This is a genomic window from Vibrio sp. 2017_1457_13 (genome assembly GCF_030851525.1).
GTDB classification, from domain to species: Bacteria; Pseudomonadota; Gammaproteobacteria; order Enterobacterales; family Vibrionaceae; genus Vibrio; species Vibrio metschnikovii.
The window spans coordinates 119,540-135,464 of record NZ_VHTA01000010.1 but is presented as its reverse complement, the minus strand read 5'-3'; the positions used below and the strand labels follow the sequence as shown (position 1 = coordinate 135,464).

The window sequence follows — 15,925 nt, the reverse complement described above, 5'->3', positions numbered from 1 at the left end:
TTAGTTAGAGGTGATATCATCATCTCATAAGTTAATAGGTGACATTATGACAAAACGTACAAAACGTACAAAACGTACAAGACGGCTGTTTAGTGCCGAATTCAAACTGGAAGCGGTACAGTTAGTGCTCGGTCAAAACTACTCAGTGACTGAAGCTGCTCAAGCCATGAATGTAGGTAAATCTACGATGGATAAGTGGGTTCGCCAATTAAAACAAGAGCACCAAGGTGGTCACTATACGAGTCGTCAATACCGTCAGTCAATACCGTCAGTTACGGTGGCGTTTTCAAATGACGATGGAAATAAGAAAGCCCTTATAAATAAGGGCTTTGTGGATGAGTGTGGAGTTGGCGGGAATCTATTCGATGTTTTGGATCTGCTCACGCATTTGTTCAATCAGCACTTTCAGCTCTACCCCTGAAGCCGTGATATCGGTCGAGATCGATTTTGAAGCCAGTGTGTTGGACTCGCGGTTAAACTCTTGCATCATGAAATCAAGCTTACGGCCACAAGCGCCGCCTTTTTTGAGGACATTGCGCGCTTCTTTGATGTGAGAATCTAAACGGTCAAGCTCTTCTGCCACGTCCGATTTTTGCGCCAGTAAAATCAATTCCTGCTCGACACGGGTGGCATCAAGTTCAATTTTTGCTTCTTCAAACTTGTTCAATAGGCGTTCACGTTGCCATTGCAGAATTTCTGGCATCCGCGCGCGAACCTTGACCACTTCTTCGCTAATCGCTGTCAAACGTTGTTCGATTAACGCTTTCATGTTGTCGCCTTCACGACCACGAGCATCAATAAATTCCACAATCGCGTCATCAAAACCGGCCAATAACGCTTTATTAATGCTGTCCATATCTTGCTCAGGGGTTTCCATCACACCAGGCCATTGCATAATTTGGAAGGGATTGATGCGGCTGAGCTCACCGGTCATATGCATAATTTGATTAGCGGCTTTGATCACTTGATTCGCCAGTGCTTCATTAATATTCAGCTCACTTTTGGCCGCTGGATTGGCTTCATAACGCAAATGGCATTCGACTTTACCGCGGGCAAGACGTTGACGAAAACGCTCACGCAGCACTGGCTCTAAACCACGAAACTGCTCAGGAAGGCGAAAGTAGGTTTCTAAATAACGTTGGTTAACGGAGCGAATTTCCCATACTGCCGTGCCCCAGTCGCCTTTGACTTCTTTACGTGCGTAAGCGGTCATGCTGTAAATCATTACGGTATCCTTTGTTAGTCGATCTGCTTTTAGCGCAATAATTCAATAATACGGCAAAGACTGACGAGATCCTAGGTTAGATCAGCACGAACGAATGTAACCAGCACTGCTGCGGTGTCAAGTAGGAAGGGGATGGGCCTAGCACCTAGGATTTTACCGCCACTTCCAGTATAATCTCGCCCCAATCTTGTTGTTCCCTTCACAAAAGGCATTCATCCATGCGTCCAAATGACCGCGCTGCAGATCAAGTTCGCCCAATTAAAATCACTCGTAACTATACGGCTTACGCTGAAGGTTCGGTACTCGTTGAATTTGGTAATACCAAAGTGTTGTGTAACGCAACCGTGGAAGAAACCGTACCGCGTTGGCTGAAAGGTCAAGGTAAAGGCTGGGTAACGGCTGAATATGGTATGTTGCCACGAGCTACCCATTCGCGCACCCGTCGCGAAGCGGCCAATGGTAAGCAAGGTGGCCGTACGATGGAAATTCAGCGCCTAATTGCGCGCAGTTTACGTGCAGTAGTTGATTTAAAAGCCATGGGCGAAATCATGATCACCGTCGATTGTGATGTGATTCAAGCGGATGGCGGGACACGCACGGCCGCGATCAGTGGTGCCAGTGTGGCCATGGCTGATGCTTTCGCGCATTTAGTCGCCAAAGGCAAACTGAAAGCGAATCCGATGAAAAGCCATGTTGCCGCGGTATCAGTGGGTATCTTAGGTGAAAACATCCTGTGCGATTTAGAGTACGTGGAAGATTCTGCCGCCGATACCGATATGAATGTGGTGATGACTGAAGAAGGCAAGATGATCGAGATCCAAGGCACCGCAGAAGGCGAACCGTTCAGCCATGACCAGTTGCTGGCGTTACTTGTCTCGGCGCAAAAAGGCATTGTTGATATTGTCGCCGCCCAGAAAGCCGCGTTAGCAGAATGATTGAGTCAGTAGCTCCCGTTGAGGGGGCTATTTTTTTATCTGTTTTTAGAACTAGGAAAAGAAGGTCCTAGGAAGAGCAGGTCCTAGCACCTAGAACCTAGAACCTAGGACCCAGAACTTTGAACCCAAAACCAACATCGAGAGAGTATTCATGAAAGCCTACCAGCGTGAATTTATTGAGTTTGCCTTAGAAAAGGAAGTATTGAAATTTGGTGAGTTTACTTTGAAGTCCGGTCGTAAAAGCCCTTACTTTTTTAACGCTGGGCTGTTTAATACCGGTCGAGATCTGGCCCGTTTAGGCCGTTTTTATGCTGCCGCCTTGGTGGATGCGGGGATTACATTTGATGTGCTCTTTGGCCCCGCTTATAAAGGCATTCCCATTGCGACCACCACCGCGGTGGCTCTAGCCGATCACCATGATATTGATACGCCGTATTGCTTTAACCGTAAAGAAGCCAAAGATCACGGTGAGGGCGGTAACTTAGTGGGTAGCGCATTAAAAGGGCGCATTATGCTGGTGGATGATGTCATCACCGCGGGCACCGCGATTCGCGAGTCAATGGAAATCATTCAAGCCAATGGCGCACAGCTGGCCGGTGTCTTGGTGGCGATTGACCGCCAAGAAAAAGGCCAAGGCGAATTATCGGCGATTCAAGAAGTTGAGCGCGATTTTGATTGCCAGATTATTTCTATCGTTAGCTTGGGCGATCTGGTGACTTATCTAAAAGAGCAAGGCGGCGATCCGGTGCAGTTAGCCGCAGTAGAGGCTTACCGAGCTCAATATGGTGTTGTCGCTTAACGACTTCGTAACAGGAAGTCTGTTAGATAAAGCCTGTTAGAGAAAACAACGGCTCAGGGTTGATAACCGAGCCGTTGCTTATTGCTGTTGATCTTTGCTTATTGAAAGATGCCGTGGTGTTGGCGGCAACGCTAATCAGTCTAAGTGCGGCGTGATTAACGACTGCTTGAATGAAGCGATGGCTGCCAAGTCAGCGCGGCGGATGCTTTCTCTTTTGGCGCACGTAGCCAAAGGGCGATGCATAATGATACGCCAAGCAGTATGAGCATGACACTGAACGCCGCTTGGAAGCCGCCAAATAACGATGCGACTATCGAACCGAAAAAGCTCCCCAACCCAAAGCCTAAGTAAATCACCCCATAGTTTTGAGTCAGAGAATTTAGCCCAAAATAATCGCTGACCAAGGTTGGAAATACCGTAATCGCGCCACCAAAGCTAAAGGCAACACAAGAAATTGCCATGAAAAAGCGCATTTCATTGAGAGGAACAAACAGTAAGGTGCTCACGCCTAAGGTACAGATCAGTAACGCCATCCCAACCACTTTGCGGCGCTCCATTTTATCAGACAAAATGCCTAATACTAACCGTCCGGCAAGGTTCGCCATCGCGAGGATCGCCACTGAAGAAGCGGCCGCCGCGGTGGAGAGATGCACTTGCAGCTCGCCAACATCTTTGGCAACGCCAATCACGTATAATCCGCTCATACAAATGGTAAAAAACACCGTTGCCAATAACCAAAACTGAGGTGTTTTGGTACTTTGCTGTAGCGAGTAATCTTGGCTGCTTGTGCTGCTCGATGAGCTTGGTGCTTGCACTGGCGCGTCATGCATCAGTAATCCACCCAATACCACCAAACTGCCCGCGATCAGAGCCCACATGGTGAAGGTCATGCTCACGCCACTGTGTTCAAGGAAATATAAATTGATGTACTTAAACCCTAAGCTGCCGAGGCCATAAGCGCCAATCGCGCAAGCCGAAGCTAGGCCTTTACGTTCAGGGAAAAATCGTACGCAGTTGGATAAGGTCATTAAGTAACCAGTGCCGTCGGCAAAACCAAGGATTAACCCCGCACTGACATACAGCAACCACACTTGGGTCACTTGTCCAGCCCAAAGTAAACCTAGGCTTAATAATAAGCCTGCTGCCATCGTCACCCGGCGTACGCCAAAACGCTTTTGCAGTAATCCGGACACGGAAGAGGCCAAGGCAAGCGCCAAGGTTAATAGCCCAAAAGAGAAGGCAATCTGGTTGACGGGAGCGGATAATTTTTCCGCTAGCGGGGCATTAAATAAGCTCCAGGTATACACAGAGCCAAGGGAAAATTGCGCAATAATGGTACCAATTAAGGTCCGTAATCGTGGGGATATCATGCCTAACATAAACGGTACTCCATAACAAAATGGGTAAGAACTACCGTTAAGATACGAGCCTAAATCCCCCAGCTGCAATAGGGTTAAAACAAGATAAAATGAGCTGCATTACTCGCGCATCAAATGCAATTATTTGGCATGAATTACAATTGCATTCGCTCGCGGAAGGCTTTTAAGTTACTCCGGCTGACCGGGATCTCGGTTTGCGTCCCTTGTAAGTGCAGAAGGTAAGTACTATTTACCCAAGGGATGATCTCCTGCACGCGAGTGAGATTGACACAATAAGAGCGATGGCAGCGAAAAAAGTGCTGCGCCGGCAACTGGTCACAAAGCTCACTGATCGGATACGGCACATAAAACTCACCATCTTCACAGTACACCAGAGTAATTTTCTCTTTCGCCATGGCGTAAATGACCTGTTCAGGCTCGGTAATCCGAATCCGATTTTCACGCATAAGATGCAGCGGCGCACTGCTTGGCTGCGGCTGATTGATCGACTGTGCCTGTTGTAATTTATCGAGTACGTTTTGCACCCGCTGCTCATTGAGCGGTTTTAACAAATAATCAAACGCGTCGAGCTCAAAGGCTTCTGCGGCGTGCTCTTTGTAAGCGGTGGTGAAAATAATATAAGGGGGGCGAATGGCCGCTGACAGACTACGAGCTAATAACATGCCATCCATCGCGGGCATATTAATATCTAAAAACAGCACCTCTACCGGATGGTTTTGTAGATATTTCAGGGCTGACAAACCATCGTCAAAACTGGCGATAATCTCGATGTCACTATGTTTTTCAATTAAATAACGTAGCTCCTCTTGAGCCAAATATTCATCCTCAACCACTATTGCGCGTAACATGCTTTCCCCTTAGTGAGAATATCAAAGCGAATTTGTGTTCCAGGGTTTAATCGTTCAACGTGCAGCCCTTGACCGTACAATAACTGCAATCGCTGATGAACGTTCATCAAGCCAATGTGCTGACTGTCTATGTCACCTTGATAGAGCTCATCAATCAACTCTGGGGCAATGCCAACCCCTGTATCTGTGATAGTAATTTGCGCACCTTGCGCGGTTTTGCGTACTTTGATCGTCACCTCGCAGGCGTGTGCTGAGGGCTGAAAGCCATGTTGAATGGCGTTTTCCACCAAAGGTTGGATCAACAGCGGTGCAATCGAAATCGCCACGGGCTCAACATCAAAATGCACCTGCAGTTTACGCCCAAAGCGAGCTTGTTCAATCGCCACATAGTCGCGCACTTGTTTTAACGCATCATCCAGCGGGATAAGAATTTGTGTGCGCTGGAGATTATAGCGTAAGAAGTCGGCCAAATTACCAATTAAGCTGCGCGCCTCATCGGGGCGCAGACGAATCAAGCTGGATATCGCATTTAACGCATTAAACAGAAAATGGGGATTGATCTTGCTTTGTAGAGCAGAAAATTCGGCTTGGCTGGCCATTTCTTTCAATTGTTCCACCCGAGAGACTTCTAATTGCGTGGAGATCAACTGTGATAAACCAATCGCCATCTCTTTGAGTGGACGACGAATACGGTTCGGTTGGCGATAAAAAATCTTTAAGGTACCAGTGACTTGTTGATTCTCCCACAAAGGGATGATCAACAAGGAGCGAAAGTTATGTAGATTTAAGTTATTACTAATGATTTGTTGGCCGAGTTTGACCGCTTGTTGGGTCAGTTCACTGATTTGATGATGAGCATCAAAGTACTCTTCTTCACCTATCCCCACATAAGCCAGCACATCTTGCGTATCGGTGATCGCTACCGCATCGGCTTGTGTGTTTTGCAAAATCACTTGGCAGCCTTTCGTTAAAGCCGCTCGGCCACCTTGGCGAAAATAAGGCAAAGTTTGCGTGGCAATATGTAACGCTTGTTTGGCTTGCTGGGCAGCTAGGCGCTCTTTTTCATCATCAAGGTGTTGTACCAACTGAATAATTAAGCCGATGCATAGGGTGCCGGTAATCATCGGAAAACTGATGTGGCTGACAATGCTGTAGGCTAGCTGATTATCCTCAGCAAGCAGTAAAATGAGTCCCATGGTCAGCGCTTCGCACACCATACCGACCCAAATACCGTAGCGGGCATAGTGGGTTTTGTCGGCTCGATAATGGATCAACGCCGATAACAAACCCGCGACGATACTGGCAATCAAGCAGGCTTGCGAAGTGGGGCCATCAATATCAATTAAGTAGCGGTGCAGCCCAGAAACGACTCCGGCACTGACCCCAACCCAAGGGCCAAACAAAATACCACCCGCGACAATGGCAATGATCCGTACGTTGACCAAAGAGCCATCCACATTGACTCCAGTATAAGTGCTAAACAGGGCAAAACCGATAAACAGCGCTGCCAGCAAGGTGGTTTCAGCAGGGCGGCGTTCGGTCTTTTGTACTATGGTTTGAATCAGGTGCAAGCGTGTTAACCAAAACAGCACCATCAGCAGTAAGGCTGCGCGTTCAAACACCGCCAGTAACATCACAAATTGGTCGTTATACATCATGGCAAGAGCAAGAAATGAAAAAGGGAAGCCAGTGTAACGGACTTCCCTTTTTAATACCTATGATTCAGATCATACGCTGATAAAGCGCTTTTGGTCGCAGTAAGTCGTGCCGGAAAATGAATAGCGCTAGTAAATCGTTCAGGCGTAGCGACTGTCCCTTAGTTCAGGATCCGGTAAAGTTTTAAAGCGTTTATGTAACCACATCCATTGTTCTGGAGCACGTAAGATCACTTGCTCCACGTACTTATTCGTATAAGCGGCTGCGGCCGTTTCATCCTTTTGTGGATAGTCGTCCTCAACAGACAGATCGGCCATCAGTTCATAACGACCTTGCATGTTACGAAAACCAGACCCCATGACAATCGCACAGTGGCTGGTATAAGCTAAAATGCTGGTACCTGTCGTGGTACAGGCATCTTGCACTGCAAAGAACGGCACAAATACTGACTTTTTACGACCATAATCATGATCGGGTAGATAGAAGAGACGACCACCTTGACGTAAAACACGGATCATGGCTTTAAGATCTTTACGATCAATTAACTGGTTGCCATTACGTGTTCTACCTCGGTATTGAATAAAATCATAGGCTGGATTGTTATGTGGTCGATATGCGCCATAACCGGGTAAACCTAATACCGCGAAGCCTCGTGCGGTTATTTCTAAATTTAACGCATGCACGCAGCATAATAATACACCGCGGCTGTTTTGGTCATGTGTCCGCAGCGCGGAGAGATCTTTCTCGACCAATAAGGTTTTAAAACGCCACGTTGGCCAAAACCAAGTGATACCCGTTTCAATCAGCGCTGCGCCGGTATTTTTAAAGTTCTCAACGACAAACTGCTGGCGCTCGGTGGCGGTCATCTCTGGAAAAGCCAGCTCAAGATTACGCTCGGCAATCTTTACCCGTTTTTTGCCAAAGCGCATAGCAAACCGACCTAGGCCACGACCAATATTTAATAGCCATGAATAAGGAAGGAGATTAACCATCAGTGCGAGAAAACCAAAGCCCAGCCATACACCCCAATATTTAGGGTGCAGTAATGCCACTGAAAATTCTGGTTTGCCGTATTTTTTGGGATTTGTCATGGTGATTACTACTTAATCTGTGCACTCAGTAATGCCCAATACGCATCGAAATTAGCGGTGGGCAGGTATTTAAAATCAGAACGAACAAAACGGTTTAAACTGCCTTCGACTTGGCCGAGCAATTGCGCCGCTAAAATACTCTCATCGACCGGAAACGATTTACCTTCACGCAATTTTCGCTCACGTAAAATCTGCCGCAAAGACGTTTCGATTCGTTCATACAACTGATTAATTCGCTCCCGCAGCCGTTCATTTTCAAACATCAACGCATGGCCCGATAAAATGCGCGTCAGGCCGGGGTTGCGTTCAGAAAAAGCCAAAATCAGCTGCACAACGAGACGAATGCGATTTAACGTATCTTTTTCTTCATCCAAAATACGATTGATACGTGACATGAGTGATTCTTCAATAAATTCAATCAAGCCCTCAAACATTCGCGCTTTACTGGGGAAATGACGATATAAAGCCGCTTCTGATACACCGACTTGTTTGGCGAGTTTAGCCGTCGTGATCCGAGAAGCTCCTTCGTGGGATTCCAGCATTTGTGCCAGTGCTTGGAGTATTTCTTCACGGCGATTGATTTTTTTGTTACCAGCCATAACCCGACTTCCTTTGATGACCATTGATAGCGACGCAATAAGCAGCAAGATTTGCCGAGTTAACTGAGTGGATTCCTCGCTAACGAATGGCTATGCGATGATGCACTTGCTGGCAAACCGAGTACTAAGGCGTATCGACTACAGATGGCGATGAATGAACAACATTAACGCTTGGGCTAACTCACGCTTGCTGCTCAGCGGCAAAGCGTGTTGACCATTGGACCAATACACCGTCAGTGCATTATCGTTGCTATCAAAACCTTGGCCAGTGATAGAAACATCATTGGCGCAAATCATATCCAGCTTTTTCTTGGTCAGTTTTCCGAGAGCGTATTTTTCCACATCCTGTGTTTCTGCGGCAAATCCTACCGTGAAAGGACGGCGTTCGGTTAATGCCGCTACCGAAGCAACGATATCCGGGTTCTTGACCATGGTGATACACAACGTATCGCTCTGTTCGGTTTTTTTGATTTTTTGTTCAGCGATGACATCAGGTCGATAATCCGCGACCGCAGCGCATCCAATAAAGATATCATGCTGTTGAGCATGGGCCATCACCGCTGCGTGCATCTCTAGTGCACTCTGAACATTAATCCGCTTCACTTTGGCGGGCGTTGTTAAGGTGACCGGCCCACTGATTAACGTCACTTCGGCTCCTAGAGTAGCCGCAGCGTCGGCAATGGCAAAGCCCATTTTGCCTGAACTGTGATTAGTAATATAGCGAACGGGATCTAACGCTTCGCGAGTCGGTCCTGCTGTAAGCAACAGTTTTTTCCCAAGCAAAGGTTTAGGCGCAAAAAAAGCGTCGCAGCGCTCAACCAATTCAAGTGGTTCAAGCATACGTCCCGGCCCGACATCGCCACAGGCTTGTTCTCCAGCGGCAGGCCCCCATACCGAAACGCCGCGTCGCACAAGGGTCGCGATATTATCTTGGGTTGCTTGATTACGGTACATCTGCTGATTCATCGCGGGTGAAATCACCACAGGAGCATCCGTTGCGAGTACGACGGTGGTTAATAAATCATTGCCCATTCCCGCGGCTAAGCGAGCGATTAGATCCGCCGTTGCCGGTGCTAACAATACCAAATCTGCCCATTTTGCCAGCTCGATATGCCCCATAGATGCTTCGGCAGCAGGATCAAGTAAGCTGTCTGCGACCGGATAGCCCGAGACGGCTTGCATGGTTAAAGGGGTAATAAATTCTTTCGCCGCATGGGTCATCACCACGCGAACTTCCGCGCCTCGTTCACGCAATCGGCGTGTTAATTCTGCACATTTATAGGCCGCAATGCCGCCACTAATGCCAAGCAGAATGTGTTTTCCTGCTAATGTTTGCATTTGGATTCCTCGAAAATTCTGCGAGTTATGTTAGCACAACTCCCGAAATATGTGGTTGTCGTGTCAATATTTTGCTAGTAAATCTCTTATACAAATCAGAGTCGCTTCAGTCAATTTTGAATAATTGGGCTAATAAATGAGGAATCCAATCAGTCACTTTAAGCTTTAATCAACAAGCGAGTTACAAGTGATATTGATCTTATTCCCATCTTCACTCAGGCCCATTTGGGCCTGAGTCATTCTTCGCTTATAAAAGAGAGCCCCGTGTGCTGACATTAACCCAGTTTGAAAGAACGGGTTACTTTGTTGGCAAGGGGGCCGCGTCGTTATCCTCTATTTAGTAGACTTGGAGCACAGTCATGGGTCTCAAAGATCTTCCTGTAGAATCAATGCCACGAGAAAAGCTACTTGCCAGAGGGCCACAAGCGTTATCCGATGCTGAACTGCTAGCGATTTTTTTACGCACCGGCACACCAGGCATGAATGTTTTAGAACTGGCGGATTGTTTATTACGTCAAGCGGGTTCATTACGTGCTTTGTTCTCTGCCAGTAAAGATCAATTTTGCACGCATAAGGGGCTAGGCGAAGCTAAATTTGTTCAATTACAAGCCGTATTAGAGATGACTCAGCGTTATTTGGCCGAAACCTTAAAGCGTGGTGACGCGTTAACCAGCCCTCAACAAACCAAGTTATATTTAACCAGCGTGCTGCGTGATCGCCAGCGTGAAGCCTTTTATATTCTCTTTCTCGATAATCAACATCGTGTTATTCAAGGTGAAGTCTTGTTTGAAGGGACGATCGATGCGGCCAGTGTCTATCCTCGGGAAGTCGTCAAGCGAGCGTTACAACTCAATGCGGCGGCATTAATTTTGGCCCATAATCATCCTTCTGGCATTGCAGAACCCAGTCAGGCTGATCGCCGAATTACTCAGCGTTTAGTCGATGCTTTGCAGTTAGTCGACATTCGTGTCCTTGACCACTTTGTGATTGGTGATGGTGAGGTGGTTTCCTTTGCGGAACGAGGATGGATTTGACGGATATTTTATGTTGTGACTTAAGATTATTCTGGTATGATTCGCGCACTAAATTATCAACCTAAACTCAGCTCTGCTTAAAAAAGATCACCAAATCCGTAAAAAGGATCTGTTCGGGTCTTGAGCAATGCATGTCAAGTTAGTATAATACGCGACCTTTGATAGCCTTGTATGGATTTTCCATAACGGTTTTTAACCTCAAACTTCTTAATACATCGAGAACGAGGTTCGGCCACCAAGGTTGATATCGAGCTGAAACGATTTGGAGAAGACATTCATGTCCCGAGTATGCCAAGTAACTGGTAAGCGTCCAATAACGGGTAACAACCGTTCACACGCACGAAATGCTACTAAGCGTCGTTTTCTGCCGAACCTACAAACTCATCGTTTCTGGGTAGAGAGCGAAAAACGTTTTGTTAAACTACGTCTAACTGCTAAAGGCATGCGTATCATTGATAAGAAAGGCATCGATGCTGTTCTTGTTGATATCCGTGCACGTGGCGAAAACGTTTAAGAGGAATTGAGCAATGGCTAAAGGCATTCGTGAGAAAATTCGACTAATATCTTCTGCAGGTACTGGTCACTTCTACACAACTGACAAGAACAAACGCAACATGCCAGGCAAATTTGAGATCAAAAAGTTTGATCCAGTAGTTCGCCAGCACGTTGTTTACAAAGAAGGCAAAATCAAGTAATTGATTGCGCACTCTGTTGTAAAAGTAGCGAAAACCCAGCCAATTTGGTTGGGTTTTTCTTTATGTGGAAACATCGGTCCTAGAACCTAGAACCTAGAACCTAGAACCTAGCTAGCTACTTTGCTATTCTTAGCGAATCTTATCTATCAGCTAAGGATTGCTGCATGCGCATTGCCCCTCATCGTCGTCGGCGATGGAACAATATTCTGATCATCTTAGTACTGCTGTTTATTGGGGTGTTGAACTTACCGCCATTACTCAAATCTTATCTGACCTCAGATAAGAGCGCAGCGCATGCTTACCCTAGTTTACTTAATCCCAATGCACCATTACAGGCGGTGTATACACGATCGTTTGAGCTGACGTTAGAGCAAGATCAATGGCAGTTGACTCCGACTGGTGAGGTTTCTGCGCCGCAATTAGCCCAGCGCTGGAAAGCTTTAGTCGGTACCGAGGTTGATGAACAAACCGTACGTTCATTACAGCCAAGTTTGATCGGGCCGCAAACCATTGAAGTCTGGTATCGCGATCAGGAAGAGCCACAGCGGATCACTTATTATCAATCACCGCAGTTTTGGTTATTTAAAAACTGGCAAGATAAGTGGATTGCTATCTCAGTGGAAGCCGATTATCTTTTCCCTTCATCCAGTCGTTAAGATCTTAATTCGTCAACCATCTTGGAGCTATGATGCCTGAGTTACCCGAAGTCGAAGTCAGTCGCTTAGGCATTTCGCCGCATTTAATTGGTCAAACCATCGCCACGATCACTTGGCGCTGTGAAAAACTACGCTGGCCGATCCCCCATGAATTAACTCGGCTGGAAGGCCAGCAGATAACGGCCATTTCACGACGCGCCAAATATCTATTCATCGAAACCGAAGCGGGCAATGCGATTATTCATCTCGGTATGTCGGGAGCCTTGAGAGTATTAGACGCTGACTTCCCAGCAGGTAAGCACGATCATGTTGATCTGGTACTCGCGAATGGCACGTTACTGCGTTATCACGATCCGCGCCGTTTTGGTGCTTGGTTGTATGTCGCGCCAGGAGAACATCACTCGGTACTCAGTCATATGGGGCCAGAGCCACTGACCGATGCGTTTAATGCCGAGACGATTGCTAAACGTGCGAACAATAAACGCTTAGCGATAAAAGCGTTTATTATGGATAATAAAAACGTGGTTGGGGTAGGCAATATCTACGCGAATGAATCGCTGTTTAAAGCCAAAATTCACCCTTTAAGATCGGCGCAAAGTTTATCGGACACCGAGTGGCAATGTTTGGTCAGCGAGATAAAAGCCGTACTGGCGACAGCGATTAAACAAGGTGGCACTACGCTGAAAGATTTTTCGCAAGCCGATGGCAAGCCCGGCTATTTTGCCCAAGAGCTGCAAGTGTATGGCAAAGGCGGTAAACCTTGTCCTATTTGTGGTACGATCCTTGATAGTCTTAAAATAGGGCAGAGAAATACTTTTGTGTGTGCGGAGTGTCAGAAGTAAGGTACTTTAGTTATTAAACTTCTTTGGGCCGTATTCTCGGCCTAGCTTTATCAGATGATAGCCATTCATTGCTAAGTTTAAGAGCATACTTTTGGCTTTGTTAATGCTTTTGATTGTCACTACAAGCCAGTTTTTATTACCTTGGTGCTTTCTATTTCCAATAATTGAAGGTTGACTACCACCACTGAGCCCCGCTTGTTGAACTCCAAACATAGCTTGTCTATGAAGCCAAGTATTACGTAGGAATACATCCACTGGGAATTGAAAAGTTTGACTGGCTGCAATAAACGCTTTGGCAGCACTTGGGCTAATTGCATAGGAAGTCGTACATTGGGGGACTTTTAGGTATTTAACCAACTGTTGATCACCATACTGCTTGACGTTATAGAGCAAACCGCGGCGACTTGTATTTTCTGTACGAATATAACCACACTTTCTGATATTTTCTTCGACAATTTTTAATGTGTTAAGGAACATATCATCTTCAATTTTTAGGTCATCCTCGAAAATAATGATAGGTTCGTTCAATTCAACACATTTTTCCCAGAGAAGATAATGGCTTGCATAACAGCCAGCTTCACCAATGATGCATGGGCGACCCATATTGAATTCGAACTGGCGGCGATCCAAGTGTTTGAGTAAAGGGTGTGCATCTTTGCGAGCATCAACACCAAAGAAAACTTCACAATTTAAACCGATTCTTTTCAGAGTGTTTAATGTCATTTCTTGTCTGTCTTCACAGCCTTTTAAAGTAATACAATATGCTTTCATAGTGACTCAAAGTTGTTTTTGTCGATAGTAAAGTACAGAAAGAAACGAATTGAAAGGCTCTCTATTGGGTGGTTTTTCGTACTTATTTATATAAGCGTTAGTTATCGTTATGTGATAAAGAGTATCTCATACGTATTCCTCATAATGCAGAATATTATAATCATTATATCCGATCTCGTCTGCTGGTTTATCTTCAATATAGGACAATCAGCCACATCAGCCATTCATAATAAGGTATAAATCTAGGTGTTGCCATACATAAAGCGAGACTGAATTACTGATAAGCAACATTAAGTTTTTAGAGTTCTGTAAGACATCATATCCCTATAATATATTGATTGAAAAGTTAAAATCTCACATGGCTATATACTATACTTATTTAGCTCGATTTGGAGATATAGATGACTTTTATACTTGAGTAACCCGCTTATCGTTTCTAGATTGCTTTTTTACCAGACAGTGCATTTGCTACCACTGCTGGAACAAACTCATCCACATTGCCACCATGAATCGCAACTTCACGGACGATAGTCGATGAAATAAATGCGTATTGTTCAGATGGCGTTAAAAAGACGCTCTCTAATCCCGGCATTAAACGACGATACATATTGGTCAGGCCAAATTCGTATTCAAAATCTACTGTGGTTCGTAGACCGCGGATCAACACGTTAGCTTGCTCTGCGCGAGCAAAATCGACCATCAAGCCGCTAAAGCCTTTGCTGGTTACGTTCGGTAAGTGCTGAGTCACTGCTTGAGTAAAGGTTACTCTTTCATCAAGGGTGAACATGGTATTTTTACTTGGACTTGCCGCGACAGCAATGATCACCTCATCGAACATGCTGGCTGCACGCTCAACAATATCAAGGTGTCCATTGGTGATAGGATCGAAAGTGCCGGGATAAATAACCCGAGAAATACGTTTTTGGCTCACGGTCGTGTTCTCATCTGTGAAAGCGGAGTTATCTGCCTAATAATGAATGAAAAAAAGCCAGATGTTGTTTAGCGCTGGCTTGGCAAGAGAAATCATTAATCATGCGTTGTTGTGCGCGCATCCCCATTTGTAGACGTTGTTGTGGTGCTTGATAGAGAACGCGAACTTTATCTGCAATGGCGGTTGGGTTTTGTACTGGAACAATAAAACCACTTTCACCATCAACCAATAATTCTTTACCGCCGCCCGTTGTGGTTACAATGGAAGGAATACCCATCGCCATAGCTTCAATAATAGTTTTAGGTAGCCCTTCACCACTAATCGAAGGTTGAATTTGTACAGAGCTAGAAGCTAACAGCTCAGGAACATCGCTTCGGTAGCCGAGAAAATGAATACGTTCAGACATCCCACTTTGCTCAGCTAAGGCTAAATGTTGTTCAGTTTGCATGTCACGTCCTACAAGCAGTATATGCAGATTCACTAAATCAGCCAGTTGTTTTGCACTTTCAAGCAAGATATGGACCCCCTTACTCGGCCGAGCATTGGCAATACAAATGATGCAAAATGCATCGTTAGGTAATCCTAATTCTTTCAATGAAGCAGGCTGAGCTTGATACCAAGCAATATCATGCCCTTTGTAAATTGTGACCACGCAGTCTTGATGCTTCCACACTCGTTTTTTTACGTCATCAGTAACGGCTTGTGCCACACAGCTGATACCATCAACTCTGGGGTGTAAATGGGTTAAATAGGCACTGGGGTCATGACGATATAATCCACCGACCGTTCCTCGATACGTCACCAATTTGGTCTGTTTAAAGCCGATACAAGCAAAGGCAGCATTGGGAATGGTTTTTGAATTCATGGCATAGACAATATCATAGTGATGAGCGTGTAACTCTGTACGCAGCCTTTTGATGGTCTTCCAGCAGATTTTTTTACTGGGATAAGCATCAATCACCTTGATACCGCTGTCACGAAAACGGGCTACATACGGTGCATTGCCTTGAGTCATTATCGTAAGTTGATGGCCTAATTTAACCATTTCAATGAACATTTCAGCTTCTGGACGAACGCTATTCCATGCATCTTTGTAAGAGCTAAAAATTAAAATTCTCATGTATAT

Annotated in this window: 17 protein-coding genes and 1 pseudogene; 8 read left to right on the top strand and 10 right to left on the bottom strand. The window is 45.8% G+C overall.

All coding sequences use genetic code 11. The features are described from left to right. Positions 1–46: 46 nt before the first annotated feature. Positions 47–229, top strand: a pseudogene (locus tag FKN88_RS14890) (transposase); the annotation flags it as partial. 129 nt (positions 230–358) lie between these two features. On the opposite strand, the gene FKN88_RS14885 reads toward FKN88_RS14890, so the two are convergent. Further along, positions 359–1,225 (bottom strand): YicC/YloC family endoribonuclease, encoded by an 867-nt coding sequence (locus FKN88_RS14885; protein ID WP_154169528.1) that lies wholly within the window; start codon positions 1,223–1,225, stop codon positions 359–361. 218 nt (positions 1,226–1,443) lie between these two features. On the opposite strand from FKN88_RS14885, the gene rph reads away from it, so the two are divergent. Together rph and pyrE are read left to right on the top strand one after the other, a co-directional pair. Next, complete coding sequence (gene rph / locus FKN88_RS14880) at positions 1,444–2,160, top strand: ribonuclease PH (protein ID WP_158144462.1); 717 nt, start codon at positions 1,444–1,446, stop codon at positions 2,158–2,160. 151 nt (positions 2,161–2,311) lie between these two features. Next, positions 2,312–2,959: an orotate phosphoribosyltransferase gene (gene pyrE / locus FKN88_RS14875; RefSeq protein WP_161425502.1), complete on the top strand. Its 648-nt coding sequence runs from the start codon at positions 2,312–2,314 to the stop codon at positions 2,957–2,959. A 155-nt stretch (positions 2,960–3,114) separates the two neighbouring features. Here pyrE and FKN88_RS14870 read toward each other — a convergent pair whose 3' ends face one another. The 6 genes from FKN88_RS14870 to coaBC all read right to left on the bottom strand — a co-directional run bounded on the left by FKN88_RS14870 (position 3,115) and on the right by coaBC (position 9,870). Then, a complete protein-coding gene (locus tag FKN88_RS14870; protein WP_154169522.1) occupies positions 3,115–4,338 on the bottom strand; it encodes an MFS transporter in 1,224 nt (407 codons plus the stop codon). A 134-nt stretch (positions 4,339–4,472) separates the two neighbouring features. Continuing rightward, the gene (locus tag FKN88_RS14865) at positions 4,473–5,186 is read right to left on the bottom strand and encodes a LytTR family DNA-binding domain-containing protein (RefSeq protein WP_306687578.1); all 714 of its coding nucleotides are present in this window, start codon (positions 5,184–5,186) and stop codon (positions 4,473–4,475) included. Beyond that, positions 5,171–6,841 (bottom strand): LytS/YhcK type 5TM receptor domain-containing protein, encoded by a 1,671-nt coding sequence (locus FKN88_RS14860; protein WP_306687625.1) that lies wholly within the window; start codon positions 6,839–6,841, stop codon positions 5,171–5,173. Before FKN88_RS14860 ends, FKN88_RS14865 begins: the two co-directional genes overlap by 16 nt. A gap of 141 nt (positions 6,842–6,982) precedes the next feature. Continuing rightward, positions 6,983–7,933 carry a Kdo(2)-lipid IV(A) acyltransferase gene (locus tag FKN88_RS14855; RefSeq protein WP_306687579.1) on the bottom strand — a complete coding sequence of 317 codons (951 nt, stop codon included), beginning with the start codon at positions 7,931–7,933 and terminating at the stop codon, positions 6,983–6,985. Positions 7,934–7,941: 8 nt separating this feature from the next. Next, the gene (gene slmA / locus FKN88_RS14850) at positions 7,942–8,532 is read right to left on the bottom strand and encodes a nucleoid occlusion factor SlmA (RefSeq protein WP_004397480.1); all 591 of its coding nucleotides are present in this window, start codon (positions 8,530–8,532) and stop codon (positions 7,942–7,944) included. A 138-nt stretch (positions 8,533–8,670) separates the two neighbouring features. Continuing rightward, complete coding sequence (gene coaBC, locus FKN88_RS14845) at positions 8,671–9,870, bottom strand: bifunctional phosphopantothenoylcysteine decarboxylase/phosphopantothenate--cysteine ligase CoaBC (RefSeq protein WP_158144457.1); 1,200 nt, start codon at positions 9,868–9,870, stop codon at positions 8,671–8,673. Positions 9,871–10,229: 359 nt separating this feature from the next. Here coaBC and radC point away from each other — a divergent pair, with 359 nt between their 5' ends. From radC to mutM, 5 genes are all read left to right on the top strand, one after another. Beyond that, positions 10,230–10,904, top strand: a complete 675-nt coding sequence (gene radC / locus FKN88_RS14840) for a DNA repair protein RadC (protein WP_004397477.1) — start codon at positions 10,230–10,232, stop codon at positions 10,902–10,904. A 277-nt stretch (positions 10,905–11,181) separates the two neighbouring features. Further along, a complete protein-coding gene (gene rpmB, locus FKN88_RS14835) occupies positions 11,182–11,418 on the top strand; it encodes a 50S ribosomal protein L28 (RefSeq protein WP_004397476.1) in 237 nt (78 codons plus the stop codon). Positions 11,419–11,431: 13 nt separating this feature from the next. Then, a complete protein-coding gene (gene rpmG, locus FKN88_RS14830; RefSeq protein WP_004397475.1) occupies positions 11,432–11,599 on the top strand; it encodes a 50S ribosomal protein L33 in 168 nt (55 codons plus the stop codon). 164 nt (positions 11,600–11,763) lie between these two features. Continuing rightward, on the top strand, positions 11,764–12,255 hold the full coding sequence (locus tag FKN88_RS14825; protein WP_154169520.1) for a hypothetical protein: 492 nt from the start codon (positions 11,764–11,766) through the stop codon (positions 12,253–12,255). A 32-nt stretch (positions 12,256–12,287) separates the two neighbouring features. After that, positions 12,288–13,097 (top strand): bifunctional DNA-formamidopyrimidine glycosylase/DNA-(apurinic or apyrimidinic site) lyase, encoded by an 810-nt coding sequence (gene mutM, locus FKN88_RS14820; protein ID WP_170906461.1) that lies wholly within the window; start codon positions 12,288–12,290, stop codon positions 13,095–13,097. A gap of 6 nt (positions 13,098–13,103) precedes the next feature. Here the strand turns inward: mutM and FKN88_RS14815 are convergent, their stop codons facing one another. From FKN88_RS14815 to FKN88_RS14805, 3 genes are all read right to left on the bottom strand, one after another. Next, on the bottom strand, positions 13,104–13,868 hold the full coding sequence (locus FKN88_RS14815; RefSeq protein WP_170906460.1) for a glycosyltransferase family 25 protein: 765 nt from the start codon (positions 13,866–13,868) through the stop codon (positions 13,104–13,106). Between the two features lie 436 nt (positions 13,869–14,304). Next, a complete protein-coding gene (coaD, locus tag FKN88_RS14810; RefSeq protein ID WP_154169516.1) occupies positions 14,305–14,799 on the bottom strand; it encodes a pantetheine-phosphate adenylyltransferase in 495 nt (164 codons plus the stop codon). 28 nt (positions 14,800–14,827) lie between these two features. Then, positions 14,828–15,919 carry a glycosyltransferase family 4 protein gene (locus FKN88_RS14805; protein ID WP_170904897.1) on the bottom strand — a complete coding sequence of 364 codons (1,092 nt, stop codon included), beginning with the start codon at positions 15,917–15,919 and terminating at the stop codon, positions 14,828–14,830. Between the last annotated feature and the right edge of the window lie 6 nt (positions 15,920–15,925).